The sequence below is a fragment of the Ensifer sp. M14 genome (assembly GCF_003355565.1).
Taxonomy (GTDB): Bacteria; Pseudomonadota; Alphaproteobacteria; order Rhizobiales; family Rhizobiaceae; genus Ensifer.
In genome coordinates, this window is record NZ_QJNR01000018.1 from 190623 (window position 1) to 216089 (window position 25467).

Below are 25467 nucleotides of genomic sequence, written 5' to 3' on the forward strand. Positions count from 1 at the left end.
GGTTTTGTCGGACCGCTCCGCGACCCTTCAAGTCCAATCGCCCTGATCCATCCGTATTACCAGGCGTTCACCGCCACGGAACAAAGCATAGCATCTTGGCCGAAGGACACTTGAGTGTTAAAGACGAAGCAGTGCTCACCGATTTACTAGCAGGTGGATATGGACAGTCGCGGCGTTACCCGCCGAGCGATTCTGCTCGGCAGCTTGGCATTAACTGCATCTGGGTGCACATCAACGGCAGAACGATATGGCGGGCCGATTCTTTCCGCCTTCGGCGGTGGACCGACGTCTCGCTATCGCCGTCGGAATGTCGGTTATGACGGAAGCGAACCCCCTGGGACAATCGTCGTCAACACATCCGAGCGCTATCTTTACCTCGTCGAGGGCGGCGGTCGGGCCATTCGCTATGGCATCGCTGTCGGAGAAGATGGCCGGACGCTCAAGGGGCCGGCCTCGATCGGCCGCAAGGCCGAGTGGCCATCGTGGACGCCGACCGAAAACATGATGGAGCGCAAACCGCACTTGCGACAATACGCCGGAGGCGTCAGCGGTGGGCCGCATAATCCACTTGGAGCAGCCGCCCTTTATCTCTACCGGGGCGGGCAGGACTCCCTGTTCAGGCTGCACGGAACGAATGAACCCTGGACGATCGGTCAGGCAGTATCAAGTGGCTGCGTCCGCTTGACGAACGAAGATATCGTCGATCTGTACAACCGCACTCCCGTCGGAACGAAGGTTCTCGTGATTTGAACACGCATTTATGTCGGACGATGCAAAATGTGTTCTTTTTGCACTAGGCGTAAGCGTAGAACGCCCTATTAATATAAGCGTTGCCTTCGATAAACCGATTCCATTCTAAGGAGAGGATGTCTTGATGAGCAGAAACCTAGTCGTAATCGTTACCTTGCTTTCGGTCGTCAGCCTCAGCGGCTGCGATACTATTGGCAAAGGCAAAGGCAAGTCGCCGCCGCCGGTAGAAACCGTCGAACCGGCGCCTGTCTACAAGTAAATTGAACTACGGATGGGTGGGAAGGATGAACGTCCTTCCCACATCATTCTAGCCGGCCGGATAGGCTTTGATGCTGTCGGGCCAAAATAAGTGTGCTCATCGGAGTTCAGGAGATTGAGCATAGTGATGCCGCTTTTGACAGGCCGACTAATACTGACGGTGGTGCTCGCATTTGCGGTTGCAGGCTGCCAATCAGAAGATCAGAAGCCGCAGCCGCGTTTCGTCTCGAGTAGCAGCAGCGCACCTGCTGTGACCGCAGGCGCAGTCCGCGAAAGTGGTTACTTCATCGAATTTCGATCCCGCTACGCCCTGAGTTATGGCCACACCTACGTCGTTTTCGGACGCACGAACAGCAGCGGCGGCATGATCAACCCCGAAGTGGCTGGACTTGCACCAGCAACCGCGAGCCCGACCCCCTATGTCCTCGGGCACTTTGTGCCCGTACCCGCGGAAACCGGAGCGAGCGACGGTGACCTCGAAGAGGAATACAGGTCGGCAAGCTGGCGCGTCATGCTGACAGAAGCAGAGTACAACAAGACGGTCGCCTATATCAGGCAGCTCAAGGCCAAATCGAAATTCTGGCAAGCGTCGGTTTACAACTGCAATGCGTTCGTCTCGGATATTGCCCGTTCGATGGGATATAAGACGCCCAGCATCTGGCTAAGACCACAGCAATTCGTTACCAAGCTTCGGCAAATGAATGCGGGCTAAAGGTGATCAGTGCAGAGTTGCATCCGACCGATAGCAGATCGCAGAAAGGCTCTGGTGACTTGAAGTGATCGTATCGATGGCCGCTCTCGGCAAAATCGTCTGGGTGATTGGGATCATCGCCTGGTACTTTATTCGCGTACCATTCGAACGCCGCGCAAAGCGCGTCAACGTCGTCAGCAACCGCCGCTCGCCGGTGGACATGTTTGGGCTTGCATCGGGACTGGGCGGCCTTGCGATCGTTCCCGCCCTTTATGTCGCCACCGGATTTCCACAGGCAGCCGACCATTCCGCCAGTCCGTGGACCGTGATCGCCGGAACGATTGTTTTCTTCTTTGCCCTTTGGGTTTTTCGCCGGACTCATAAGGAGCTCGGGCGCAACTGGTCCATCACACTGGAGATCCGCGACAAGCACGAATTGATCTCCGGCGGTCCTTACGCCTTTGTTCGCCACCCGATGTATACCTCCTTCATGTTGATGGGCGTTGGCCAGGCCCTATTGCTGCCCAACTGGGTGGCAGGGCTGGCGGGCCTATTCGGGTTCGCGGTACTTTTCTTTCTGAGGGTCGACAAGGAGGAGCGTATGATGTTGGAGATTTTCGGTATTCAGTACCGTGACTACATGCAGCGGACCAAGCGCATCGTCCCCTACCTCTACTAAAGGCGATATCATGCAAGGCCGAGCCATCAAGCTTTCGGTGCCTAGGCGCCTTGTCTGCGACCTGATGCGGTTTTCGATCGGGGTTCCGCGCGTCACCGTCCAACGGCAGATGAACCTCGATCCCCTGCAAAAGGCCAGGCTGGCGCAGTCGAACAGGCCGTCCTGGACCGTCCTTTTCCTGAAGGGATATGCGCTTCTTTGCCGGGAGACGCCGGAGTTCCGGCGTGCATACGTCAAACTTCCGTGGCCCCAGCTCTACGAATATCCCGAAAGCGTCGCCTCCATCGCCCATGAGCGCGAGTACGAGGGCGAGCGGGCTGTCCTGTTGAGCAAGATCAAATGTCCGGAAGGCCGGTCTATCCCTGAACTTGCCGCATTGATCGATGACGCGCGGTCGCGACCGGTGACAGAAATCAAGGAATTCCGACGCGCCCTGAAAATCGCTCGCGCACCAGGGCCAATCCGCTGGCTGCTCATGTGGCTTGGCCTCAATATGGGGTCACGGCGAGCGCACTATTTCGGCACGTTCCAGCTGTCGGTCTATTCCGGCCTCGGGGCAGAATCACTCAACCCGCTGACCCCCCTCACGACCATTTTCAACTACGGTCGTATCGCGGAGGACGGTACGGTGACCGTACGCATTCACTACGACCACCGGGTCATGGACGGCGCCAATGTTGCCCGCGCGCTTGAGCGTTTCGAAGCGATCCTCAACGGTGATGTCGCTGAGGAAATGTCGAGCCAGGCTCTCGGCGCAGCGGTTCCCGCAGCAACACTTTCACGGAAGACCACATGACGGCACTGGATGAACCCCGTCTGGCAATTGTGGTCGTTGGAGCCTCACGCGGTATCGGCAGGGCGATTGCCAAAGTCGCTGCGCGCGACGGGGCCCCGATCGTTCTGGTTGCACGCTCCCTTGACGATCTGGCGGCAGCGGCGAGCGAAATTCGCGAGGCTGGTGGCGAAGCCTTCACGCTCGAGCTCGATCTCTTCTCGACCGATGCTTCCGTGCGTCTGGCGGGCTTCCTGAGCGCAAACAAACTGTCATGCGATGTGCTCGTCAACAGCGCCGGCTATGGTTTGCGTGGGGGCGCAACGACGCTCCCCGTCCCCGAACAGCTGGGGATCATTGACCTCAACATACGCGCCCTTACCGACTTGTCGCTTCATTTCCTGCCGGCAATGGTGGCGCGCGGCCGTGGCGGCGTGCTTAACCTCGGATCCATCGCCGGTTTCATGCCCGGCCCGGGCATGGCGCTCTATTACGCCAGCAAGAGTTACGTGCGGTCGTTCTCCTTCGCTCTCCACCAGGAGTTGCGCCGCACCGGCGTCACGGTGACATGCGTTGCTCCCGGACCGGTTGCGACAGAATTCCTCCGCCGCTCCGGCGCGGATCGCGTAACGCTTTTCAAGGTGTTGCCAAGGGTCGATGCGGATTACGTTGCCGAGCGGGCGTGGCGCGGCTTCAAGGCGGGGCGACGCCTGGTCATCCCCGGCATCTCCGCCAAGCTGGCTGCCTTTGCAGCCGCGTGGCTGCCATCTGCAATCATGCTGCCCCTGATCGGTCGATTGCAGCGACGCAGCAACGACCCCTGCCCCTGCGGTTCCGGTATCAAGTTCAAGGATTGCTGCGGGGGCCGTTCGCGCAGCGCCGAGTTGCGACAAAGCCCCGGAAACCGCTGAAATGATTGGCAACGCCGACGCATAAAAAAATCTGCGCGGCACTTGAAGTGCGGCCCGCGCTCCCCCACCTAGCGAACAACCCGCTGGTCCGGGCCCCTCTGGCGAGAGCTTCCGGCGCTTTTGCGATGTCGGACCTTATCCGACATCTGCGCCGGCGGAGCTTTATTCCGTGGATACTTCCCTGTTGTTTATCGAGTGGTTGGGCAAACCAGTCTGGATGTGGCTCAGCTTCATCACGCTGGTCATCGCCATCCTCTCCTTCGACCTTGGCGTCCTGCACAAGGAAAACAAGGAGATCGAAGTCGGCGAGAGCATCAAGCTCTCCGCGCTCTACATCTCGCTCGGTCTCGCCTTCGGCGGCTGGGTCTGGTGGTATCTCGGTGCCGATGCCGGCCTTGCCTATATGACCGGCTTCGTCGTCGAAAAGACGCTCGCACTCGACAACGTCTTCGTCATCGCACTGATTTTCTCATTCTTCGCCGTTCCACGCCTCTACCAGCACCGGGTGCTTTTCTGGGGCATCCTCGGCGTTATCGTTCTGCGCGCCATTATGATCGGTGTCGGTGCGACACTTGTCGCCGAGTTTTCGTGGCTGCTCTATATCTTTGCTGCCTTCCTTATCGTGACCGGCCTGAAGATGCTGTTCATGAAGGAAGCTGAGCCCGACATCTCCAACAACGCACTGGTGCGCTTCATGCGCCGCCGCTTCAACGTGACGGAGAGCCACCACGGCGAACACTTCTTCGTCAAGCAGGCGGATCCGAAGAGCGGCAAGCTGGTGTGGTTCATCACGCCCCTGTTCATGGCGCTGGTGCTCATCGAAGTCGCTGACGTGATCTTTGCCGTCGATTCGGTGCCTGCGATCTTCGCCATTACCACCGACCCGTTTCTCGTCTACACCTCGAACATCTTCGCTATCCTTGGCCTCAGGGCGCTCTATTTCGCTCTGGCCGCAATGATCCACCGTTTCCGCTACCTGAAGCCGGCGCTTGCCGTGGTGCTGATCTTCATCGGCTCGAAGGTCTTCGTTGCCGATCTCGTCGGCCTCGAAAAATTCCCGGCGGCTCTTTCGCTGGGCATCACCTTCGCGATCATCGCAAGCGGCGTGATCTGGAGCCTGGTCAAGACGCGTGGGGAACCGGTTCCGGCCGAGTAATCTTCGTACTCCATAGGCCAGGAGGCTGCCCGAAAGGGCGGCCAATCCCCGTCAGTGACAATGACCGGACCGCGGGTGCACGAAAATGCGCCCGCGGTTCGCGTTTATGGGTTATGGGTCTTATGCCTCGTCGCCCAGCGCGACGACCAAGGCACGCACCTTCGTCGCCTTCTCGAAGTGATCGAGTCGGTGGGTTCTGATCCACCACTCGGCCGCCTCCATCAGCAATTCCGGATCGTCGTTTTTGTTGGCAAAGAAGGCATAGAACGAGAGCCCGACGCCCAATCCTTTTTCCGCGATCTTCCGATCGCAAACTTCCAATATCTTTCGTTGCAAGGCAGCTCTCATGAGCGGGCTCCTATTCGATTTGCTGACGACCTTCTCCATGGGCATGCCTTCGCCCCTGCTCGATAAAAGAGCCTCTCGCCATTCAAAGGGTTAGGCATAACGTGTCGGACGGTGCAATCCGTGCTTCCAGCGCTGCACAGATCATCGGTGGCATTTCCGGATTATTCCTGGTCAATCTTTCTTCGCCTCCCCGCGCCCCGTCGAACTTGACGTCGATGATTTGCGTGTATATACACGCATCATGTCCTATTGTTATTGCATCCTCCTGCGGAAGGCCTCGAGACGCGTGACGACGCTCTATGACGAAGCGCTCGCGCCGATTGGCGTCAATCTCGCGCAGTTCAGCCTGCTCAGAAATATCCAGCGGGCCGAGCCGATTTCGTTGACGGATCTGGGTCAGCGAACCGAACTCGACCGCTCGACGGTCAGCCGGAACGTCAAGGTCCTGGAAAAGATGGGGCTGGTTGCGATGACCAACGGCCAGGATCAGCGGGAAACGGCCGTCGAACTGTCCGACAAGGGGCGGCAGGCCCTCAAGGACGGCGCACCACTCTGGGACGGAGTTCAGACGGCGATCGAGACGAAACTCGGCGATGACGCGTCCAGGCAACTGACCGCCTTGCTACAGGCTCTCTGACACATTCAACACAATCGATCGATGGAAGGAAATGGCCGATGTTCGGACCGGTGCTTGCGCGCTATCTCGCCAGACGCGACATCCATTATGGCTGGGCTATCGCGGCCGTCACGTTCCTCGTCATGCTGGCGACAGCCGGAGCGATGGGGTCCGCCGGCGTCCTGATCAAACCGCTCGAAACCGAATTCGGCTGGTCGAATGCAGAGATCTCGTTTGCGCTTGCTATCCGCCTCGTGCTGTTCGGCCTGCTGGGGCCGTTCGCGGCGGCCTTCATGAACCATTTCGGCGTCAGGAAGGTCGTCTCCTCGGCGCTCATTCTGATCGTCAGCGGCATCGTCGCGTCCTTCTTCATGACCGAGTTGTGGCAGATGGTGGCCCTTTGGGGCGTGGTCTTGGGTGTCGGCACGGGCATGACCGCGCTGGTGCTTGGCGCGACAATCGCAACCCGCTGGTTCGACCAGCGGCGCGGCCTCGTCATCGGCCTGATGACCGCCAGCAATGCCACCGGGCAATTGGTGTTCCTGCCGCTGCTTGCCTCTCTCACCGAGGCGATCGGCTGGCGCACGGCGCTGACCGTCGTCATCGCGGTTCTCACCTTCGCCTTCATCCTCGTACTGCTTTTCATGCAGGATCGGCCCGCGGACGTCGGCCTGGCGCCTTATGGCGGCCGCACGATTGTGCCCGCCCCGGCGCAAAAGCAACGCTTCGGAGCCCTGTTACTTTCGCCGTTGATGGCGCTGCGGGATGCCGCCCGGACGAACACGTTCTGGGTGCTGTTTGCAACCTTCTTCGTCTGCGGCTTCAGCACCAATGGCCTGATCCAGATGCATTGGGTGTCGATCTGCGGCGACGTCGGCATCGCCGCCATCAGCGCGGCCGGCTTGCTGGCGCTGATCGGCGTATTCGACCTCGTTGGCACGGTCTTTTCCGGCTGGCTGTCCGACCGCTACGACAATCGCTGGCTGCTCTTCTGGTTCTACGGCCTTCGCGGATTGTCGCTGTTGTTCCTGCCGTTCAGCGGCTTCAATTTCTACACCTTGTCGATTTTCGCCATCTTCTATGGCCTCGACTGGGTCGCGACAGTACCGCCGACGGTAAAGCTGTCGGCCGAACGCTTCGGTGCGGAACGGGCGGCTTTGGTCTTCGGTTGGGTGTTCACCGGTCACCAGCTCGGCGCGGCAAGTGCTGCGTTCCTCGCAGGTGCCAGCCGCACGTCGCTTGAGACCTACACGCCGGCGCTCATTGCCGCCGGGCTGCTGTGCATCGTTGCAGCGATGCTGGTTCTGACCATCGGCAAACGCGCGCCAGCGACCCTGGTGCCGCAGGCGGCATGAGGCTTGTGTTTGCCGGCCGCAGATTTCATCTGCGACCGGCAACAACCTATTGAACTGCCGTCGTCCCGTAGACGAGGTTCGGCAGCCACAGCGAAATCTGCGGGAACATGCTGAGCAGCACCAACAGCACCATCATCATTCCGAGGTAAGGCAGCACCTCGCGGGCATAGGCCATCATCGGAACCTTCAGCACCATCGATGAGATGTACATCAGACCGCCGACCGGCGGCGTGATGCCGGCAATGGTCAGGTTGGTGATGAACACGACGCCAAAATGCACGCGGTCGATGCCGACGCCGTCGATGATCGGGATCAGCATCGGCGTCAGGATGATCAATGCCGCCGAGCCCTCGATTGCCGTGCCGATGACGATCAGCAGCAGGTTGATCAGAAGCAGCATCAACAGCGGATTGTCGGTCGCGGCCCCAAGCCAGCCGGACATCGCCTGCGGCACCTGCTCCCAGGCGAGGTAGAAACCGAAGGCGGCAGCCGCGCAGATCATGATCATGACGACTGCGGAATCGCGAACTGACTCAGCAAGCACCTCGGGGATCTGTCGGATGGTGAACTCGCGGTAACCGAAGACGGCGACGAACAGCACATAGACGACGACGACCGCCCCGGCTTCCGTGGTCGTGAACAGCCCGTAGCGGGTGCCGACGAAGATGACGACGGGGATCGACAGCGCCCACAGGCCGTCAACGAGGGCCTTCATGGCTTCGGCACGGGTTGCCCGCTCCTTGCGCAGCGGCTTGTAGCCGCGCTTCTTGGCAATGAAATAGGTGGTGATCATCAACCCGCTGGCCAGCACAAGGCCGGGGACCACGCCCGCCGCAAACAAGCGTCCAATCGACGTTTCTGCAAGAAAACCATAGACGATCAAGCCGATAGAAGGCGGGATCAGGCTGGTGATGATCGCAGCCGACGAGGTGATGACCGCGGCAAAGGCGCGGCTATATCCCCGCTCCGACATTTCGACGCCGAGTGTTTTGGCCAGCATTGCCGCATCGGCGTTGGCAGACGCGGTCAGGCCGCCGAGCAGCGTGCCGAGCACGGTGCACATCTGGGCAAGCGCCCCGGTCATGTGGCCCACGAGCACGTCGGCGAGGTTGAGCAGACGACGGGTGATGCCCGAAGCGTTCATGATGCAACCGGCAAGCACGAACAGCGGCAATGCCAGCAGCGACACCGACTGGCTGCCTTCGGCCATTTCCTGGGCGAAGTTGGCGAGCGGGATCATGTCCATGTTGATGAGGAAGAAGGCCAGTGCGCCGATCGCCATCGCCCAGGTGATCGGCGTCGACAGCAGGAAGAGCACGACGACCAGCAGCGACGGTCCGGCAAGATGAAAGAAGGTCATATCAGCGATTCCACATTGCGATGAACCCGGGCGGTCCACGGTCTCTCGACGATCAGGTGCTGGACAAACATGCCGGCGGATGCGAGCGCGAGCGGGCCATAGGAGAGGCTGCGCGACAGGTCGAGCGCGATGGTATGAACCTGGCGCGACGTCCAGGCTTGCCAAGCAAACAGCACTGTCATCACAAGGAAAAAGACGGCAAGCAACAGGTAGTTGAACCAGGCAATCGCCTTCTGCCAGCTGACGGGCAAGGCCGTGACCAGCACGTCGATTGCCGCATGCGTGCCCAGGCGTACGCCGGCAACGGCGCCGAAAAACACGAGATAGGCAAACGCCATGATCGCCAGCTCATAGGTCCAGGCTGCCGGCTGCGGGAAGATGTAGCGGCTGACGACGCCCCAGAGGATGGAGAAGACGATGACGATAAGGGCGACGACACCGATCGCCTCGTCGGCACGGCGCAGGCTGAGAAGAGGAATGGTCTCTTCCTGTGGGTGTGAGGTTTCCATTGAGGCCTCGGTCATTTGAAGAGAGGGGTGCGGGTGGCGTCACGCGCCACCCATTTTCGGCTGGTAGTGCCGGTCTCACATCGTCTGTGAGATTATCTGCCGATGGTGTATCGGCGTTCGCGTCGACGCCGGACTGGCAGCAGAGGGCGAGTTGCCCGCCTTACTCGATCATCGCTTTCTGGACGCGATCGTAGATCCCCGGAGTGATGTTCGGGACCTTGTCGTAGGCCACACGCGATGCCTCGACGAAGGCAGGCACATCGACGTCGGTGACGATCTCGACGCCGGAATCGGCCAGCTGCTTGGCATAGGCATCGTCGGTTTCGAGCGTCATCTCAGTCAATTCCTTGGCGATCGTCTGGCCTTCCTCGAGCAGGATCTTCTGCAGATCTTCTGGCAGGCTGTTGAAGAACTGGCTGGAGGCCACCCAGGCCGTGAACATGATCTGGTGCCCGGTCTTCGATACCACCTTGCGGGTCTCGTTCAGCTTCGCGCCGGCGATCGAGCCGAACGGGCCTTCCGCAGCGTCGACGACGCCGGTCTGCAGCGCATTGTAGACATCGCCCCAGGGCAGTTCCGTCGGGCGCGCGCCGTAGCTGCCGAAGGTCGCCATCATGATCGGCGAGGACGGCACGCGGATGGTCACGCCGGCAAGATCGGCGGGGCTGCGAACTGGCTTGTTCGAGATGATGTGGCGGTAGCCGAAGAGGCCGTTCGGCATGATGATCTTGATGCCCTGCGCCTCGAGCTTGCCGGACAGCTCCTTGTAGAGATCCGATGCGAACAACCGGTCCGTGGCCTCAAGGCTCGGATAAACGTAGGGGCCGGCGAGGATCGACATGTCGGGCACGAACTGGCCGAGTTGGCCATAGTCGGTGGCGCTGAGCAGGCTCGCGCCGCTCATCACCATCTCGTTGACCTTCTTCTGCGCGCCGAGCTGGTCACCGGTCATCACTGTGATGGCGATGCGTCCCTCGGAGCGCTTCTCGACCCGCTCGGAGAAGGTCTTCATCGCTTTCACGATCGGTTCGTTGGGATTCACCTGCGAGGTTGAAAACCGCAGGCTGTATTCCTGCGCATTGGCGCTACCGCAATAGGACAGAGCGGCCATGGCAGCCGCGAGCACGAACTTCTTCATTGGATCCTCCTCATCCGGACTCCCCTCCGGAACTCATTCATAAGCGAATGAATAAGTTATTTACGAATGAGTCGCGAGCGTCAAGTGGAATGTCTCGGTGCCATCCGCGTCCGCGCCCCTTCGCGCCGGTCGATGACGCGAGAAATGACAAAGCCGCCGCGGGAATCCGCGGCGGCTTCAAACAATCAATCTGAATTCACAACTTATATATGAATATCGCGTCTATCGGGCCACTAGCCGTGGAAGGTGTAATCCTCAATGGATTGCGGCTTCATCTCAATCGAAAAGCCTGGGCGCTCTGGCGGCATGTAAGCGGCATTGCGGATGTCGCACGGTTCAAGGAAGTGTTCGTGCAGGTGGTCGACATACTCGATCACACGGCCCTCCTTCGTGCCCGACACCGCGATATAGTCGATCATCGACAGGTGCTGAACATATTCGCACAACCCAACACCGCCGGCATGCGGCCACACCGGAAGCTCGTATTTGGCCGCCACAAGCAGCACCGCCAGCACTTCGTTCAGCCCGCCCATGCGGCAGGAATCGATCTGGACGACGTCGATCGCGCCTTCGGCGATGAACTGCTTGAACATGATACGGTTCTGGCACATCTCCCCGGTCGCGACTTTTACCGGAGCGATAGCTTCGCGGATCTTGCGATGGCCGGCGACATCGTCGGGGCTGGTCGGCTCCTCGATGAAGAACGGCTTGGCAAAGGCCAGCTGCTTGACCCAGTCGATTGCTTCGCCGACCTCCCAGACCTGGTTGGCATCGATCATCAGGTAGCGATCAGGTCCGATGACTTCGCGGGCAATGGTCAAGCGACGGATGTCGTCGGCGAGATCGCGCCCGACCTTCATCTTGACGTGGTTGAAGCCCTGGTCGATCGCTTCCTGCGCCAGTCGGCGCAACTTTTCGTCGTCATAGCCGAGCCAGCCGGCCGACGTTGTGTAGCAGGCGTAGCCTTCGCTCTTCAGCGTTGCAATACGATCGGCCTTACCTGCCTCGGCACGCTTCAGGATCGCCACGGCTTCGTCGCGGGTCAGCACGTCGGTCATATAGCGGTAGTCGACGATGTCGGCGATCTCTTCCGGCGACATGTCGGCGACCAGTTGCCAGACGGGCTTGCCGGCTTCCTTCGCCAGCAGATCCCAGATCGCGTTGACGATGGCACCGGTGGCGAGATGGATGGCCCCCTTTTCCGGGCCGATCCAGCGCAACTGGCTGTCGCTGGTCAGATGCCGCCAGAACCGGCCGGGATTGGCGAGGATTTCTGCCGTATCCTTGCCGACGACGAGATGCTGCATGGCCTTGATCGCCATGCAGCAGATATCGTTGCCCCGCCCGATCGTGAACGTCAGGCCATGGCCCGCCAATCCGGGCTGATCAGTGTCGAGGATGACATAAGCCGCGGAATAATCGGGATCCGGGTTCATGGCATCGGAACCGTCAAGGCTCTGCGATGTGGGAAAGCGCAGATCGAAGACGCGCAGATCGGTGATGCGGGTCATGTTAGCTCCAATATGTATAAATCAGTCGTCCGCGCGTACGGACTGCTTCTGGGCGCCGAGGCCTTCAATGCCGAGTTCGACGACGTCGCCGGCCTTGAGGTAGCGCGGCGGCTTCATGCCCATGCCGACACCCGGGGGTGTACCGGTCGAGATGATATCGCCCGGCTGCAGCGACATGAACTGCGACAGGTAGGATACGAGATAGGCAACGCCATAAACCATGGTCTTTGACGAACCGTTCTGCATCGTCTCGCCATTGACCTTGAGCCACATCGGCAGATCTTGCGGATCCGGGATTTCTTCCTTCGTCACCAGCCAGGGGCCGGTCGGGCCGAAGGTGTCGCAGGACTTGCCCTTGGTCCACTGTCCCTGGCGCTCGATCTGGAACGCACGCTCCGACACGTCGTGGATCGTGCAATAGCCGGCGACGTAATCGAGGGCTTCGGCTTCGCTGACATATTTCGCCTTGCGGCCGATGACGATGCCGAGTTCGACTTCCCAGTCGGTCTTCTCCGAGCCGCGCGGAATGACGAGGTCGTCGTTCGGGCCGACGATGGCCGACGTCGCCTTCATGAAGATGATCGGTTCGGAGGGAACGGTCGCGCCGGTTTCGGCGGCGTGGTCGGAATAGTTGAGGCCGATGCAGATGAACTTGCCGGTACCAGTGACGCAGGGGCCAAGGCGCGGGCTGCCGGCGACGGCCGGAAGACTTGAGAGGTCAAGCTTGGCAAGGGCTGCGAGCGCATCCGGATCCAGAGCCACGCCCGAAAAATCTGCGACGTGAGCCGAGAGATCGCGTAGTGTGCCGCCGGCGTCGATGATGCCGGGCTTTTCCTGTCCTGGTGCGCCATAACGAAGAAGTTTCATGATGTTCTATCCCTGATGTGAGTGCTCAGATGGTCCAGCCGCCATCGATGGCATAGGCCTGCCCGGAGGTATAGGTGGCGCCCGCGAGGTAAAGCGCGAGATCGGCAATCTCTTCCGGCGTGCCGATCCGGCCCATCGGCTGGCGCGCGATGAAGGCGGCTCTCGCCGCGTCGTAATCGCCCTGCGCCCGCATGCGGTCCTGCAGCGACGGGCTTTCGACCGTACCGGGGCAGATGGCGTTGCAGCGGATGCCGTCGGCGACATAGTCGGCGGCGACGGATTTGGTGAGCCCGATGACGGCCGCCTTGGTCATGCCATAGGCAAAGCGGTTCGGCACGCCCTTGATGCTCGAGGCGACCGAAGCCATGTTGATGATCGACCCGTCCTTGCGTGCAAGCATGCCCGGCAGCACGGCGCGGATGGTGCGGATCATCGCCTTGACGTTGAGATCGAAGGCGAATTCGAGGTCGGCATCCTTCATGTCGAGGATCGAACCGGCATGCACGAAACCCGCGCAATTGAAGAGCACGTCGACCTGGCCGATCTTGGCGACCAGCGCCTCGACGGCGCCGGCATCGAGAACGTCGAGCCGATGCGTTTCGACCGCTGCTTCGGCCGCGAGTGCTGCCAGCGCTTCGACGTTGATATCCGTGGCATGCACCTTCGCGCCCGCCTTGGCGAAGGCAAGTGCCGTGGCGCGGCCGATGCCCTGGGCGGCGGCGGTGATAAGGACGACCTTACCCGAAAGACCCGTTGTCATTGTTGACCCCTCATGCTTTGCGTTCGACGACCAGGATATGGTCGGCGGCAAGGACGACCTCGCCACGCTGGTTGATAACTTCGCACCGTTCGACGATACGCCCCGCCTTCGGCCGCTTAGGATCGTCCTCCTTGGCGGAGATCGTCACGCGGGTGCGGATGGTGTCGCCGATATGAACCGGACGCACGAACCGTAGCCGATCGTAGCCATAAGAAAAGGCGACCGGGTTGATCAGCGAGGCCGTCAGGCCGACGCCGATCGAAAAGATCATGGTGCCATGGGCAATTCGCTGCCCGCCGGGCAAGGTCTTGGCGAACTCCGCATCCATGTGGTGCGGGAAGAAATCGCCCGTATGTCCGGCATGAACGACAAAGTCGGTCTCGGTGATCGTCCGGCCGGAGGTCAGCCTGACATGGCCAAGTTCATAGTCTTCGAAATGGATTGTCTGCTCTGACATCGTCACCGTCCGGGAAGTGGGGCGATCGCCGTTGCGGGTCGCGCGCTGGATTGATAGGCGGCCTCTACCAGCGCCATTGTCTGCCAGGCGTCATCGACGGAGCCGATCAGATGTTGGTCTTCGCCACTGACGAAACGCTGCAGATTGGCCATGCGATTGCCGAACGCATCCGGGAACCAGGCGCCCTTGAGCGGCACGTCCACCCATTCGCTGCCGCCGGCCGGCCGGATCCAGAGTTCGTCAGGCTCGCCGCGCGGATAATCGAGATTGACGCCCAGCTTGACATAGGCAGCGCCCTCTGTTCCCGAAATGCGGAACTCGCAGGCCTGAAACTTGCGGCCGAAATCATGGTCGTGATTGACCGAAAGCACGCAGCGCACGCTGTCGCCATAGTCGAGAATGGCAGCCGTGCGGGTCTGCGCGACCGCGTGATTGGGATGACCGATCGTCTTGGCGTGAACACCTTCTGGGTTACCGAGCAACCCGCGGATCAGGTCGAGATAGTGGATCGAGTGCATCGCGATCTCGATGCGCGGCAGGCCCTTGAGGAAGGGCCAGAGACCCCACGGCGTTGCGAGCGCCAGCCATGCGTCGAAATCAACGACCTGGCCGAGGTGGCCCTTGGCGATCGCATCGCGCAGCGCCAGCATCATCGGGGCAAAGCGCAGCTGGAAATTGACCGCTGCCTCCAGTTGCCGGTCACGGCAGATGTTGAGGATTTCCGTAGCTGCCGTCAGGTCCCCACCCATCGGCTTCTGTATCAGAGCGCCTGATCCGGCCGGCAGTTTCGACAGGATTGCAGCGTGCGCAGCCGGTGGCGTCGCCAGATCGAAGATTGCATCGGGGGTCGCCAGCGCCTCGGCTTCGGTCGCAAACGCCCCAACACCCCATTCGGCTGCAAGCGCTGCCGCCTTATCTGCGTCCGGATCGAAGATGCCGGCGACCGGAAAGCCTGCCTTGCGGTAGGCCGGCAGATGCGCATCGCCGACGATGCTGCCCGCGCCGAAGATGACGATCGGCCGCGGCTTTTCGGGCACCGGCCAGGATTGCTGCAGCGATGCGGGGTCGAAACGATCAGTCACGAGTGGAAACCTTCCCATCATGATGGAAAACCTCTTCCATCATTGCCCACCACTCGCCATCCCCGCGCGTTTCGAGCGGCTTCTGGCAGGGCATGCAGACCGACCACCACTCCTGGTTCTTGGGATGAGCGGCCATTTTCGACATATCGGCGGCGAAATCGTCGCCAACATATTCCCAGTAGCCGAAGAGCAGGTTCTCCGGTTCCTTCAGGAAGATCGAATAATTGGTGACATTGCACTCGGAGATCAGCGCCAGGATCTCCGGCCAGACGGCGGCATGCAGCGCCTTGTACTCGGCGATCTTTTCCGGCTGAAGGCCGATGACCATTCCCATCCGTTGCATGACGATCTCCCCTACTTCGCAAATTCCCGGGTGAACTCGTCGATCGAGCGTGCCTTCACCGCGTCCCAGTCCCAGGCAATACCGATGCCGGCTTCGGATGGTGCAATGGCGCGGCCGTCGCGGATCTCCATGCCCTTCTCCGTCAGTTCGTCCAACTGCGGAATGTACTCGACATATTTGCCGTTCGGCACGGCGCAGACGAGACTGACATGCAGCTCCATCAGGAAGTGCGGGCAGACGGGAATATCGAATGCTTCGGCCGCATGCGCCACCTTCAGCCACGGTGTAATGCCGCCGATGCGGGCGACGTCGACCTGGACGATCGAGCAGGCGCCCTTCTGCATGTATTCGCGGAAATGCCGGATCGAATACATGGACTCACCAACCGCGATCGGCGTCGGCGTCGAACGCGTCAGGCGGATGTGGCCGTCGAGATCATCAGCTGGCAGCGGCTCCTCGATCCAGGCGAGATCCAGTTCCTTCAGGCGCGCCGCCCGGCGGATGGCCTCGTCGACGGTAAAGCCCTGATTGCAGTCGGTCATGATCTCGAAGCCGTCGCCGAGCGCCTTGCGCATCGCCGACAGACGATCATAGTCCTCGGAGCCGTGCGGCTTGCCGATCTTGACCTTCGACCCGGAAAAGCCCTTGGCCTTGGCCTGAAGCGCGTCCTCGACGAGGGCTTCCTTTTCGATATGCAGCCAGCCGCCTTCGGTGGTGTAGAGCGGGCAATTGTCTTTCGCACCGCCCGCGAGCTTCCAGAGCGGCAGGTTCTGCTTTTTGGCACGCAGATCCCAGAGCGCCACGTCGACGGCGGCGAGCGCCAGCGCCGTGATCGGGCCGATGGTGGTGGCGTGGGTGGCAAATTCCATCTTGTGCCAGATGGCCTCGATGCAATCGGCGTCCTCGCCGATCAGGATCGGAACGAGGTGGTCGGACAGAAGGCGCATGACGGAGGATCCGCCGGTGCCGATCGTGTAGCTGTAGCCGGTGCCCGTGGCGCCGTCGGAATCCGTGATGGTGACGATCGGGGTTTCCTGGCTGACGAAGCTCTGGATCGCGTCGGTCCGCTTCACCTTCGGCTGCAGATCGACCATGCGCAGTTCAATTTTTTCGATCCTTGCCATGTCAGCCTTCCAGAGCCTTTCCTGTGTCGATGTCGAAGAGATGGGCGCGGGAGAGATCGAAGCTCATGCGCACGCTTTCGCCCGAGCGCAACGGACGCGGGTTGAGCATCCGCGAAACCCAGTCGCGACCATTGAATTGGATGAAGACCAGCGTCTCGTTGCCGAGCGGCTCGGTGATGGTGACCGGCAGATCGACCTCGTGCACGGCCGAGGCATCGCCGGCGTGAAGGCCGTGGCCCGTTGGGTAGATATCATCCGGGCGAAGGCCGAACGTCACCTTCTGGCCGGCGCGAAGAGCACCGGCAAACCGCGGCGGAATCGGCAGCCGGACACCGCTTGCAAACACCAGTTGGCCATTGTCGACGATGGCCTCGTCCATGTTCATCGGCGGCGAACCGATGAAGCCGGCAACGAACTTGGTTTTAGGCTTCTGGAACACCTCCTCCGGTGTTCCGACCTGCTCGATATGGCCGTCGCGCATGATGACGATGCGGTCGGAAAGCGTCATCGCCTCGACCTGGTCATGCGTTACATAGATCATCGTCGCCTGCATGCGGGCATGCAGCTTCTTGATTTCGGTGCGCACCTGGGTGCGCAGCTTGGCGTCGAGGTTCGACAGCGGCTCGTCGAACAGGAAGACGTCCGGCTGGCGCACGATCGCGCGGCCCATCGCCACGCGCTGGCGCTGGCCGCCTGAGAGTTGCGACGGCCGGCGCTCGAGCAGATGGCCGAGATCGAGGATCGCTGCGGCCTCATCGACACGTGCTTTGATGTCGTCGGCGGAGCGGCCGGCGATCTTCAGCGAGAAGCCCATGTTCTCGGCGACCGTCATATGCGGATAGAGCGCATAGGACTGGAAAACCATTGAGATGTTGCGGGCGCGCGGTGGCAAGTCGTTGACCGCGCGACCACCGATCTCGATGGCGCCGCCGCTGACGTCTTCGAGGCCGGCAATCATGCGCAGCGTCGTCGACTTGCCGCAACCGGACGGCCCGACCAGCGCGATGAACTCGCGGTCCTTCACCTCGAGATCGATGCCGTGAACGACTTCGAGCGCGCCATAGCGTTTGACCAGTTTCCTGAGGGTGACAGGAGCCATGAATTTATCCTTTCACCGCGCCGAAGGTCAGGCCCGAAACGAGGTGCTTTTGAATGATGAAGGTGAGCGTGAGCGCCGGGACAATCATGACAACGGCGAGCGCGCACATGCCACGCCAGTCGATCGTGAACTCGGCGGTGTAATCGAGCAGGCCGACCGGCAGGGTCTTCGAGTTGACCGAGCGGGTGATCTGCGAGGCCAGCGCATATTCGTTCCAGGATGTGAGGAAGGCGAAGATGCCGGCGGATGCGATGCCGGGACCGGCAAGCGGAAACTCCACCTGCCAGAAAGCCTGCCAGGGTGTGCAGCCGTCGATCTGGGCAGCTTCGGCCAGATCCTTCGGCACCTGGCGGAAGAAGCCGTCTATCAACCAGATGGTGAAGGGCACGTTCAGCGCAACATAGGTCAGGATCAGCGAGAAATGCGTGTCGATGATGCCGGTGCGGGCATAGATCATGAACAGCGGCAGCGACAACGCGATCCCGGGCACGGCTCGCGTCAGCATGAAGCCGAGGAAGATCGCCGACTTCGCCTTGAAACGATAGCGGGCAAAGGCGTAGCCACCGGCCATGCCGATCGCCAGAGCGATCACCGTCGATGTCACCGAGATGATCAGCGAATTGCGGAAATAGTCCCAGACGGGGACCCCGCCTTGGCCCGCGCCGGCAAACATGGCGCGGTAGGCGTCGAGCGAGATGCTTTCCGGGATCCAGACCGGTGGCTTGGCCATGATCTCGACGGTCGGCCGCAGCGACGACAACACGATCCAGAGGCCGGGCAGGCAGATCACGGCCATTGCGAGGAACAGACCGATCAGATGCGCCGTCTTCAGGAGACGCCGACGCAGACGATGCGAAGAATTGATATCCATTACCACTCGGCTCCGATCTGCTGGCGCGCGGCGGCGAGCTTGCGGAAGAAATAGACGGTGAAGACGATCGACAGGAGGATGGCGACATAGGCCATGGCGTTCGCCATCCCCATGCGGGCGTCGGCATAGGCCGTGCGGCCGATCAGGGTCCATAGCAGTTCGGTGCGCTTGGCAGGTCCCCCATCGGTCATGATCTTGACGATGTCATAGGCGCGGGCGACATCGAGCGAACGGATCGTCATGGCGATGAAGGCAAACGGCATGAGATAGGGCCAGGTGACGTAGCGGAAGGTCTGCCACGGCGTGCAGCCATCGACATGCGCCGCCTCGACCGGATCCTTCGGCATCGCCAGGAGCCCGGCAAGAATGAGGATCGCGAAGACAGCCGTCGACGACCAGACTTCGGCAATGATGATCGAGATCATCGCGAGGTTGCCGTCGATCAGCCAGGGTATCGCACGATCCGTCAGCCCAAGCGACTGCAGCGCATTGTTCACGAAACCGATGTTGTCGTTGAACATGAACTTGAACTGGAAGCCGACGAGCACCGGTGAAAACATCATCGGGAACATCATGATGGTGCGCAGCAACCTTTGGCCGTGCGTCGCCTTGTTGACGAGGAGCGCGAGGCCGAGGCCAAGCAGCATCTCCGTATTCAGCGCGACAGTGAGAAGAAGGACTGTGCGGCCGAAGGCAACCCAGAAATCCCAGTTGCTGAGCACAGTGATGTAGTTGCGCAGGCCGACGAAGATCCAGAGCGTTTCAGGCTTGGTCAGCCGGAACGGCGTGAAGCTCGAATAGAAGGAGAAGAGCAACGGCACGACGATGACCGCTGCCAGCACGACAAAGGCCGGCAGCAACAGAAGGACCGGCGCGGACAGTTTCTTGAGCTTCATCAGGCATTCCTGAGGTGACATTGTAGCGCCGCGCGTCAGGCGTGACACGAGAAAGACGCTGCAAGACTTTAAACTTTCGACATATTTCCTGGATCAAGTTCGACCTCAGAGATTATGCCGTTAACGTCGAAGGCGGCGCCGACACCTTCGTATCGGCGCCGCCTTCCTTATCTCAGATCAGAGCTTTCCAGCGTCTTCCAGGATGCCGGTCGCCTTTTCGGCGGCGCTATCCAGCGCTTCCTTCGACGTCTTGTCGCCGAGGATGGCGGCCTGGAGTTCCGGATAGACGGCGTTGGAGATTTCAATCCATTCTGCCGTCTGCGGAACCGGGAATGCGTGCTTTGCCGCTTCCTGGAAGGCCTGCAACACCTCGGTCTTGTAGGCATCGCCTTCGGCTGCCTTGATGTTGTATTCCCAGACGGCAGTGCGCGTCGGCAGCGGGCCTGGCGCCGATTCCAGCTTCTGGCTGTCCTCGTTGGTCAGCCACCAGACGAGGGACGCTGCCGCCTCCTTGTTGGCGCAATCCTCGGTGACGGAGAAGCCGTGGTGACCGGACCAACCGGTGCGCTTGCCCGAAGACCCGGCAGGCTGAACCTTGACGCCGACATTACCGGCGACCTTCGACGACTTCGGATCGTTGAAGAAGCTCGCCCAGCCAGGCCAGTCGAGGTTGACGGCGATCGAACCGGACGCAAAACCCTGGCCGAGATCGTCCCAGAGGTAGTTGGTCGTGCCCGGAGGAACGGCCTTGTCCTTGTAGAGCTTGACGAACCAGTCGAGCGCCTTGATGCCAGCCTCGGAATTGAAGGCCGGACGGCCGTCCTTGTCGAGATACTCGCCGCCTTCGGCGACCAGCATTTCATAGAAGCGGCCGTTGATGGCCTCTTCCTTGCCGGCGAACTGTGTGCCGTAGAAATTCGGCGGTGCAGCGAAGAACTCGGCCTGGTCGCTGACCTGGGCCCAGGTATCCGGCGGCGTCAGGTCGTAGCCGTATTTCTCCTTGAACGCTGCCTTCTTGGCGTCGTCCTGGTAGAGGCTCTTTTGATAATAGAGCGCCGAGACGTCGAACTGCGCGCGCGGAAGCATGACGAGCTTGCCGCCGAGCGTCGAGGCGTCGATCACCGCAGGAACGAATTTCGCGACCTCTTCCGGCGGCAGCAGCGCGAGAAGGTCGGTATAGATGTCTGGATACTGAGGCGCGAAGGAGGAATGATTCGAACCGACGCACCAGCTGATGCCGCCCGTGGCGATATCAGACTTGATCTCCTTGTCGAGTTCGAAGTGATTCTTCTTCGACAGGATGTTGACCTTGGCGCCGGTCGCCTTTTCCCATTCCGCGATCCGCTCATAGAGCTTTTCGTATTGCTGTCCGCCGATCAGCTTGGCGTCGATGGTGATGCCTTCGAACTTGCCCGGCAGTTCCGCGGCATTGGCCGCTCCCACTGCGCAGGCAAGCATGATGACTCCGGCCGATACGCCGGAAAGCAGCCTGTTCATAACCTCTCCTCCACTGAAGCGCGCCCTCATCCCGGCACGCATTTCTCATTTGTGAGAAACTAATTCATATACAAACAACAATTTTATCACCCGTCAAGGGTCAACTTTCTTTTGTCGGCGGCTTTCTCTGCGTATATGGATATTCATATTCACTAAGGAGGACGCTCATGGACACCGAAGAGTCCGATCGCTACCGCGCCCCCGCGCTCGACAAGGGACTTGATATTCTCGAACTGCTGGCAAGCGTCGATGGCGGTTTGACGCAGGCAGAGATTTCGAAGCGGCTCAACCGCAGCCCGAACGAATTCTACCGGATGCTCGACCGGCTCGTGCGCCGCGGCTATGTCACGCGCATCGATGGCGACCGCTACTCGCTGACGCTGAAGCTGTTCGGCCTCGCCCAGCTTCACGCGCCGGTGCGGCGTCTCGCTTCCTATGCGACTCCGCTGATGCGCGACCTTGCGCAGCGCTCGAAGCAAGCCAATCAGCTCGCCGTGTTCGATCGCGGTTCGGCGGTGGTCATCGCCCAGCAGGAAGCGCCGGATTACTGGGGAATCTCGATCCGGGTCGGCTCCCATATCAGCCTGTTCGATACCGGCTCCGGTCACATCCTGCTTGCGTTCCGCACACCAGAGGAACGCGAAATGATGATCGCCGAGCACGCGCGCAGCAAGGACGAGATCTCGCTCGGCCCGGAGTTCTATGCGCGGCTCGACCAGATCCGCGAGCGCGGCTATGAGATGATGGCGAGCGCCCAGACGGCCGGCGTCTACAACCTCTCGGCACCCATTCTCGGCCCGGATGGCCGCGGCATCGCCGCATTGACCATTCCCTATATCGCGCTGGTCAATGCGCCATCGGCTCCCGATATCACCGAGACGATCTCGCTCCTGCGCAGCGCTGCGACCCAACTTTCGGTTCTTGCGGGGTCGGATGTGGCGCAATCGACGGAATGAAAAGGGAGCAGGCTACGCCTGGCATCGGACGGTCGAGATCGCGGCTCGATACGTATTTCTTATTTGAATGATTTCTTCTCTTGTGGGAATGTAAGACATACGGAGGAGACCGCATCGTGATCGTCGATACACATCTTCATCTCATCAACAAGTCCGCCCTGACATACCCCTGGCTGGCGGGCGTGCCGGCACTGGATCGGGACTTCCTCTATTCGACCTACGAGGCGGAAGCCCGGCGTGTCGGCATCGAGACGGCGCTGCACATGGAAGTCGATGTAGATCCCGGCGAGATGGACCTGGAGACGTCGGAGGTCCGGGAGCTATCGCAAAGACCGGACAGCCTGCTCAAAGGCGCAATTGCCGCGTGTCGCCCGGAGGCCGATGGCTTTGCAGCCTATCTCGAGCGGCAGGTGGGCAACCCCTTCGTCAAGGGGTTTCGCCGCGTTCTGCATGTGGTCCCGGACGAGCTGTCGGAAGGCGCCGTCTTCCGCGAAAACATCAGGCGCCTTGCCGGTAGCCGCTTCACCTTCGATCTCTGCGTCCTGCCACACCAGATTCCCAAGGCCATCGCCCTTGCCGATCTGGTGCCGGACCTGCAGTTCGTGCTCGATCATTGCGGCGTTCCCGATATTCGGGGCGGCGCCGAGCATCCGTGGCGTGACCACATGAGCGAGATCGCCAAGCGGCCGAATGTGGTCGCCAAGATATCCGGCGTCGTTGCCTATGCAGATGAAAGCTGGACTGTCGAAACGCTCAGGCCCTATGTCGAGCATACGATTGCGGCCTTCGGTTGGGATCGCGTGGTCTGGGGCAGCGACTGGCCAGTGTGTACGCTCGGCGGCAATCTTTCGACCTGGGTCGCGACCACCCATGCGCTGATCCATGGCTGCGGCGCGGATGAGCGGACAAAGCTGCTTTCGGCCAACGCGCGTAGGATCTGGAATCTCGGATAAACAGGGAGCGGCGCCCAGCGCCTATCTGCGGTCTCTATACGCCGCCGCGCGTTCCGGCTGCCCCGCACAGACCGCTGCAGTCCTTCGAGTAGGCGCGTGTTCGTCGGCCAATCGATTGTGACCGCCGACAACTCGACGCATTGAAACAGCAGGAGCGGATTTTCCATGGACACCGGGGATGAGCCGAACGCTCATCCCCGGTGTTTCGCTTTACCCCGCGACGAAGCTTTCGGCGAACAGCCGATTGAGATCGTCGACGACGACCCTCGCTTTTTCCTTGCGCAAGAGCCCGTCATTGATGCGATCCGAGGCTGCCTGCTGGAATGGCATGTAGCCATCGTGTCGAGGCCGCACCCAGGCAGTTTCAAGCGTTGCACGGGTCGCGCGATAGAAGTCTGCGGTCGCCGCGTTGACGGCATCGTCGTCCCAGGCGTCGCCATGTCCCGGCTGGCCGCCGCCAAAGGCATAGGCCTGGCGCTGAACTTCGCCGCTTGCGACCCAATAGGCAAAGTCGGTCGCGGCCGCGATGTTGGAGGAGAAATCGGACACGGCGATACCCGTTCCGCCAAGCGCTGAGCCTGCCGGGCCGTTCGGGCCCGCGACCGGGATGTCGCCGAACCGGACGAGCGACGGTCGGAAGCTGGCGACGGAGTAGCTGACATAGCCGTAGATCAGCGGCGCGCAGACAGCCGTTGCGCCCGGGGCCGACATGACTTCAAGAACAGCGATGGGGTCCATCTCGAAACAAGCGGGATCGATCAGGGAGACGAGCTCGGAGAGCATTTCGAAGGCAACGACGCCGCCATCGGCGTCTACGAGGTCTGCCCGCCCATCCACGGCGCAAGCATGGCCGAGATTGCCGCAGAGTGTGTAAAAACTCATCAGCGAATGCGGCGGCCGCATCGGCAGCAGGACTTTCCCCTTGCGTGCGAGTTCCAGCATATCGGACCACGTCGACACTCGATCGCCAAGATCCGGACGCCAGGCCTGGACCTGTGTCGCTGCATCGATCGGGAAGGCCCACTGGCGTCCCTTCCAGGCATAGCTCGAATAGGATTGCCCGACGGAGCCGGCTGCGAGTGCTGAGCGTTCAGCCTCTCGACCAGGCACATCGAGCGGCGCGAGGCACCCCTCATTGGTGATCTGCCCGACATGCGGATGATCGATGACGATCAGGTCGTAAGCCCTTGCCAGCTCTTCGACCGGAAAAGTCTCGAAATCCTGCAGCGAGCGCTTCTCCCAGTGAATGATGACGCCAGTCTTTTCCTGCCAGAGCTTTGAACAGGCCACCATTGGGTCGTAGCCGCGCGGATGGCTCCAGGTCATGCCCTTGAGAGCGACGTTCATAGACCGAACTCCTCGCGGATCGAGGCGCTGTGTTCGCCGATCCTCGGCGCGGCGCGGTCGACCTGAGCGCGCCGGCCATTGACCCTGAGCGGCGACCGCGTCGTCAGGATCGACACGTCGTCTTCGCGGTTGACCGTTTGCAGCATGTCGAGCATGCGGAAACCGTCGCTCTCCAGCAGTTCGTTCCAATTCAGCACGCGAGCACACCAGATGTCGGCCGGCTCAAGCACGGCCAGCCAATGATCGACCGTGTTGCCACTGATGCGCTCCGCAATCAGTGCCTTGATCTCGTCGCGTGCCGAAAACCACGACGACGGCTCGTCGCAATAGGGCGCTAGCTGCGGCATCTCCAAAAGCTGTGCGAGCTTGGGGATCGGCGTCATCGCGATGGCGAGGTAACCGTCGTTGGCAGGATAGACGCCATAAGGGGCCGAGAGATAGGCGTGGGCGCTGCGGAAATCGGAGCGCTTGGGCAGCCGCCTGCCGTCGTTGAGGTGGGTCGTCAGCACCTCGAACTGGAAATCCACCAGCGCTTCGAGCAGGCTCGTTTCGATCAGGCTGCCCTTGCCGGAGATGCCGCGGCGAACGAGGCCGGCAAGAATGCCTTGAGCCGCGGCAGCGCCGGCGAGCATGTCGCCAATCGCAAGACCGAAGGGAACCGGCCCTTGCGCCTCATCGCCGTTCAGCCACATCACGCCGGAACGCGCCTGCGCCAGCAGGTCCTGGCCGGGCCGCCTGACCCAGGGCCCTTCCTCGCCGTAGCCGCTGATCGAGGCGTAGACAATACGCGGGTTGATCGCCCGCACCGCTTCGTAGTCGAGGCCGAGCCGCTGGATCACGCCGGGGCGAAAATTCTGGATCAGGACGTCCGCTTTGGCAAGCAACGCCTTCAGCGCAGCCACGTCAGCCTCGTCCTTGAGATCGATTGCCAGGCTCTCCTTGGCGCGATTGATCGCGTGGAAGATGGTGGAATCGCCACCGATCTCGGTGTCGCTCAAATAGAGACGGCGCGAAAGATCGCCGCCGTCAGGGCGCTCGATCTTGATGACCCGCGCGCCGAGGTCCATCAGCCTGAGGGAGCAATAGGGGCCGGAGAGAAACTGGCTCATGTCGACGACGACAAGACCAGCAAGTGGCAGTTCGTTTTCCTCGTGCATCGTC

At 61.0% G+C, this 25467-nt stretch carries 28 protein-coding genes; 11 read left to right on the top strand and 17 right to left on the bottom strand.

Translation table 11 applies throughout. The features are described 5' to 3' along the window. Positions 1–159: 159 nt before the first annotated feature. The 7 genes from BLJAPNOD_RS33330 (at position 160) to BLJAPNOD_RS33360 (ending at position 5217) form a co-directional block, all read left to right on the top strand. Positions 160–750, top strand: coding sequence for a L,D-transpeptidase (locus BLJAPNOD_RS33330; RefSeq protein ID WP_115422979.1), 591 nt, complete (start codon positions 160–162; stop codon positions 748–750). Between the two features lie 124 nt (positions 751–874). Continuing rightward, positions 875–1009, top strand: coding sequence for an ABC transporter (locus tag BLJAPNOD_RS33335; RefSeq protein WP_115422980.1), 135 nt, complete (start codon positions 875–877; stop codon positions 1007–1009). Between the two features lie 126 nt (positions 1010–1135). Further along, on the top strand, positions 1136–1720 hold the full coding sequence (locus BLJAPNOD_RS33340; protein ID WP_115422981.1) for a hypothetical protein: 585 nt from the start codon (positions 1136–1138) through the stop codon (positions 1718–1720). A gap of 76 nt (positions 1721–1796) precedes the next feature. After that, positions 1797–2378 (top strand): protein-S-isoprenylcysteine O-methyltransferase, encoded by a 582-nt coding sequence (locus BLJAPNOD_RS33345; RefSeq protein ID WP_115422982.1) that lies wholly within the window; start codon positions 1797–1799, stop codon positions 2376–2378. Positions 2379–2388: 10 nt separating this feature from the next. Next, positions 2389–3174 (top strand): hypothetical protein, encoded by a 786-nt coding sequence (locus tag BLJAPNOD_RS33350; protein ID WP_077504760.1) that lies wholly within the window; start codon positions 2389–2391, stop codon positions 3172–3174. Beyond that, the gene (locus BLJAPNOD_RS33355; protein ID WP_115422983.1) at positions 3171–4061 is read left to right on the top strand and encodes an SDR family NAD(P)-dependent oxidoreductase; all 891 of its coding nucleotides are present in this window, start codon (positions 3171–3173) and stop codon (positions 4059–4061) included. Before BLJAPNOD_RS33350 ends, BLJAPNOD_RS33355 begins: the two co-directional genes overlap by 4 nt. 169 nt (positions 4062–4230) lie before the next feature. Further along, on the top strand, positions 4231–5217 hold the full coding sequence (locus BLJAPNOD_RS33360; RefSeq protein WP_077504762.1) for a TerC family protein: 987 nt from the start codon (positions 4231–4233) through the stop codon (positions 5215–5217). 120 nt (positions 5218–5337) lie between these two features. Here the strand turns inward: BLJAPNOD_RS33360 and BLJAPNOD_RS33365 are convergent, their stop codons facing one another. After that, positions 5338–5565, bottom strand: a complete 228-nt coding sequence (locus tag BLJAPNOD_RS33365; protein WP_077504797.1) for a DUF6500 family protein — start codon at positions 5563–5565, stop codon at positions 5338–5340. A gap of 241 nt (positions 5566–5806) precedes the next feature. Between BLJAPNOD_RS33365 and BLJAPNOD_RS33370 the strand changes: the two genes are divergently transcribed. Next, positions 5807–6202, top strand: a complete 396-nt coding sequence (locus BLJAPNOD_RS33370) for a MarR family transcriptional regulator (protein WP_077504763.1) — start codon at positions 5807–5809, stop codon at positions 6200–6202. 38 nt (positions 6203–6240) lie between these two features. After that, positions 6241–7536 carry an MFS transporter gene (locus BLJAPNOD_RS33375; RefSeq protein ID WP_077504764.1) on the top strand — a complete coding sequence of 432 codons (1296 nt, stop codon included), beginning with the start codon at positions 6241–6243 and terminating at the stop codon, positions 7534–7536. Positions 7537–7582: 46 nt separating this feature from the next. On the opposite strand, the gene BLJAPNOD_RS33380 is transcribed toward BLJAPNOD_RS33375, so the two are convergent. From BLJAPNOD_RS33380 to BLJAPNOD_RS33445, 14 genes are all read right to left on the bottom strand, one after another. Continuing rightward, positions 7583–8896 carry a TRAP transporter large permease gene (locus BLJAPNOD_RS33380; RefSeq protein ID WP_077504765.1) on the bottom strand — a complete coding sequence of 438 codons (1314 nt, stop codon included), beginning with the start codon at positions 8894–8896 and terminating at the stop codon, positions 7583–7585. Beyond that, positions 8893–9405 (bottom strand): TRAP transporter small permease, encoded by a 513-nt coding sequence (locus BLJAPNOD_RS33385; RefSeq protein ID WP_077504766.1) that lies wholly within the window; start codon positions 9403–9405, stop codon positions 8893–8895. The genes BLJAPNOD_RS33380 and BLJAPNOD_RS33385 overlap by 4 nt, the downstream gene beginning before the upstream one ends. Positions 9406–9565: 160 nt before the next feature. After that, the gene (locus BLJAPNOD_RS33390) at positions 9566–10543 is read right to left on the bottom strand and encodes a C4-dicarboxylate TRAP transporter substrate-binding protein (RefSeq protein WP_077504767.1); all 978 of its coding nucleotides are present in this window, start codon (positions 10541–10543) and stop codon (positions 9566–9568) included. Between the two features lie 233 nt (positions 10544–10776). After that, positions 10777–12054, bottom strand: a complete 1278-nt coding sequence (locus BLJAPNOD_RS33395) for an L-fuconate dehydratase (RefSeq protein ID WP_077504768.1) — start codon at positions 12052–12054, stop codon at positions 10777–10779. Between the two features lie 21 nt (positions 12055–12075). Beyond that, complete coding sequence (locus BLJAPNOD_RS33400; RefSeq protein ID WP_115422984.1) at positions 12076–12921, bottom strand: fumarylacetoacetate hydrolase family protein; 846 nt, start codon at positions 12919–12921, stop codon at positions 12076–12078. A 25-nt stretch (positions 12922–12946) separates the two neighbouring features. Then, positions 12947–13681 carry an SDR family oxidoreductase gene (locus BLJAPNOD_RS33405; protein ID WP_115422985.1) on the bottom strand — a complete coding sequence of 245 codons (735 nt, stop codon included), beginning with the start codon at positions 13679–13681 and terminating at the stop codon, positions 12947–12949. 10 nt (positions 13682–13691) lie between these two features. Further along, positions 13692–14138 carry a MaoC/PaaZ C-terminal domain-containing protein gene (locus BLJAPNOD_RS33410; protein WP_077504771.1) on the bottom strand — a complete coding sequence of 149 codons (447 nt, stop codon included), beginning with the start codon at positions 14136–14138 and terminating at the stop codon, positions 13692–13694. A gap of 2 nt (positions 14139–14140) precedes the next feature. Beyond that, positions 14141–15220, bottom strand: a complete 1080-nt coding sequence (locus tag BLJAPNOD_RS33415; RefSeq protein ID WP_115422986.1) for a Gfo/Idh/MocA family oxidoreductase — start codon at positions 15218–15220, stop codon at positions 14141–14143. Beyond that, entirely contained in the window at positions 15213–15563 is a 351-nt protein-coding gene (locus BLJAPNOD_RS33420) for an L-rhamnose mutarotase (protein WP_077504773.1), read from the bottom strand. The genes BLJAPNOD_RS33415 and BLJAPNOD_RS33420 overlap by 8 nt, the downstream gene beginning before the upstream one ends. 11 nt (positions 15564–15574) lie before the next feature. After that, positions 15575–16687 carry a mandelate racemase/muconate lactonizing enzyme family protein gene (locus BLJAPNOD_RS33425; RefSeq protein WP_115422987.1) on the bottom strand — a complete coding sequence of 371 codons (1113 nt, stop codon included), beginning with the start codon at positions 16685–16687 and terminating at the stop codon, positions 15575–15577. Position 16688: 1 nt separating this feature from the next. Next, positions 16689–17786, bottom strand: a complete 1098-nt coding sequence (gene ugpC, locus BLJAPNOD_RS33430; protein WP_077504775.1) for a sn-glycerol-3-phosphate ABC transporter ATP-binding protein UgpC — start codon at positions 17784–17786, stop codon at positions 16689–16691. 4 nt (positions 17787–17790) lie between these two features. Then, positions 17791–18657, bottom strand: coding sequence for a carbohydrate ABC transporter permease (locus BLJAPNOD_RS33435; RefSeq protein WP_025428739.1), 867 nt, complete (start codon positions 18655–18657; stop codon positions 17791–17793). Continuing rightward, on the bottom strand, positions 18657–19553 hold the full coding sequence (locus BLJAPNOD_RS33440) for a sugar ABC transporter permease (RefSeq protein WP_077504776.1): 897 nt from the start codon (positions 19551–19553) through the stop codon (positions 18657–18659). Before BLJAPNOD_RS33440 ends, BLJAPNOD_RS33435 begins: the two co-directional genes overlap by 1 nt. 177 nt (positions 19554–19730) lie before the next feature. Next, the gene (locus BLJAPNOD_RS33445; RefSeq protein WP_244611213.1) at positions 19731–21011 is read right to left on the bottom strand and encodes a sugar ABC transporter substrate-binding protein; all 1281 of its coding nucleotides are present in this window, start codon (positions 21009–21011) and stop codon (positions 19731–19733) included. A 206-nt stretch (positions 21012–21217) separates the two neighbouring features. Here BLJAPNOD_RS33445 and BLJAPNOD_RS33450 point away from each other — a divergent pair, with 206 nt between their 5' ends. Continuing rightward, entirely contained in the window at positions 21218–22006 is a 789-nt protein-coding gene (locus BLJAPNOD_RS33450) for an IclR family transcriptional regulator (protein ID WP_077504778.1), read from the top strand. Positions 22007–22122: 116 nt separating this feature from the next. Further along, entirely contained in the window at positions 22123–22959 is an 837-nt protein-coding gene (locus BLJAPNOD_RS33455; RefSeq protein WP_115422989.1) for an amidohydrolase, read from the top strand. A 210-nt stretch (positions 22960–23169) separates the two neighbouring features. On the opposite strand, the gene BLJAPNOD_RS33460 is transcribed toward BLJAPNOD_RS33455, so the two are convergent. Both BLJAPNOD_RS33460 and BLJAPNOD_RS33465 read right to left on the bottom strand, forming a co-directional pair. After that, positions 23170–24306, bottom strand: coding sequence for an ABC transporter substrate-binding protein (locus BLJAPNOD_RS33460; RefSeq protein ID WP_115422990.1), 1137 nt, complete (start codon positions 24304–24306; stop codon positions 23170–23172). Beyond that, on the bottom strand, positions 24303–25463 hold the full coding sequence (locus BLJAPNOD_RS33465; protein ID WP_115423185.1) for a CaiB/BaiF CoA-transferase family protein: 1161 nt from the start codon (positions 25461–25463) through the stop codon (positions 24303–24305). Before BLJAPNOD_RS33465 ends, BLJAPNOD_RS33460 begins: the two co-directional genes overlap by 4 nt. Positions 25464–25467: the final 4 nt, after the last annotated feature.

Coding starts and splice junctions, on each gene's coding strand:
- BLJAPNOD_RS33330 (WP_115422979.1), top strand. CDS start 160: ATGGACAGTCGCGGCGTTACCCGCCGAGCGATTCTGCTCGGCAGCTTG.
- BLJAPNOD_RS33335 (WP_115422980.1), top strand. CDS start 875: ATGAGCAGAAACCTAGTCGTAATCGTTACCTTGCTTTCGGTCGTCAGC.
- BLJAPNOD_RS33340 (WP_115422981.1), top strand. CDS start 1,136: ATGCCGCTTTTGACAGGCCGACTAATACTGACGGTGGTGCTCGCATTT.
- BLJAPNOD_RS33345 (WP_115422982.1), top strand. CDS start 1,797: ATGGCCGCTCTCGGCAAAATCGTCTGGGTGATTGGGATCATCGCCTGG.
- BLJAPNOD_RS33350 (WP_077504760.1), top strand. CDS start 2,389: ATGCAAGGCCGAGCCATCAAGCTTTCGGTGCCTAGGCGCCTTGTCTGC.
- BLJAPNOD_RS33355 (WP_115422983.1), top strand. CDS start 3,171: ATGACGGCACTGGATGAACCCCGTCTGGCAATTGTGGTCGTTGGAGCC.
- BLJAPNOD_RS33365 (WP_077504797.1), bottom strand. CDS start 5,565: ATGAGAGCTGCCTTGCAACGAAAGATATTGGAAGTTTGCGATCGGAAG.
- BLJAPNOD_RS33370 (WP_077504763.1), top strand. CDS start 5,807: ATGTCCTATTGTTATTGCATCCTCCTGCGGAAGGCCTCGAGACGCGTG.
- BLJAPNOD_RS33375 (WP_077504764.1), top strand. CDS start 6,241: ATGTTCGGACCGGTGCTTGCGCGCTATCTCGCCAGACGCGACATCCAT.
- BLJAPNOD_RS33380 (WP_077504765.1), bottom strand. CDS start 8,896: ATGACCTTCTTTCATCTTGCCGGACCGTCGCTGCTGGTCGTCGTGCTC.
- BLJAPNOD_RS33385 (WP_077504766.1), bottom strand. CDS start 9,405: ATGGAAACCTCACACCCACAGGAAGAGACCATTCCTCTTCTCAGCCTG.
- BLJAPNOD_RS33390 (WP_077504767.1), bottom strand. CDS start 10,543: ATGAAGAAGTTCGTGCTCGCGGCTGCCATGGCCGCTCTGTCCTATTGC.
- BLJAPNOD_RS33395 (WP_077504768.1), bottom strand. CDS start 12,054: ATGACCCGCATCACCGATCTGCGCGTCTTCGATCTGCGCTTTCCCACA.
- BLJAPNOD_RS33400 (WP_115422984.1), bottom strand. CDS start 12,921: ATGAAACTTCTTCGTTATGGCGCACCAGGACAGGAAAAGCCCGGCATC.
- BLJAPNOD_RS33405 (WP_115422985.1), bottom strand. CDS start 13,681: ATGACAACGGGTCTTTCGGGTAAGGTCGTCCTTATCACCGCCGCCGCC.
- BLJAPNOD_RS33410 (WP_077504771.1), bottom strand. CDS start 14,138: ATGTCAGAGCAGACAATCCATTTCGAAGACTATGAACTTGGCCATGTC.
- BLJAPNOD_RS33420 (WP_077504773.1), bottom strand. CDS start 15,563: ATGCAACGGATGGGAATGGTCATCGGCCTTCAGCCGGAAAAGATCGCC.
- BLJAPNOD_RS33425 (WP_115422987.1), bottom strand. CDS start 16,687: ATGGCAAGGATCGAAAAAATTGAACTGCGCATGGTCGATCTGCAGCCG.
- ugpC (WP_077504775.1), bottom strand. CDS start 17,786: ATGGCTCCTGTCACCCTCAGGAAACTGGTCAAACGCTATGGCGCGCTC.
- BLJAPNOD_RS33435 (WP_025428739.1), bottom strand. CDS start 18,657: ATGGATATCAATTCTTCGCATCGTCTGCGTCGGCGTCTCCTGAAGACG.
- BLJAPNOD_RS33440 (WP_077504776.1), bottom strand. CDS start 19,553: ATGAAGCTCAAGAAACTGTCCGCGCCGGTCCTTCTGTTGCTGCCGGCC.
- BLJAPNOD_RS33445 (WP_244611213.1), bottom strand. CDS start 21,011: ATGCTTGCCTGCGCAGTGGGAGCGGCCAATGCCGCGGAACTGCCGGGC.
- BLJAPNOD_RS33450 (WP_077504778.1), top strand. CDS start 21,218: ATGGACACCGAAGAGTCCGATCGCTACCGCGCCCCCGCGCTCGACAAG.
- BLJAPNOD_RS33460 (WP_115422990.1), bottom strand. CDS start 24,306: ATGAACGTCGCTCTCAAGGGCATGACCTGGAGCCATCCGCGCGGCTAC.
- BLJAPNOD_RS33465 (WP_115423185.1), bottom strand. CDS start 25,463: ATGCACGAGGAAAACGAACTGCCACTTGCTGGTCTTGTCGTCGTCGAC.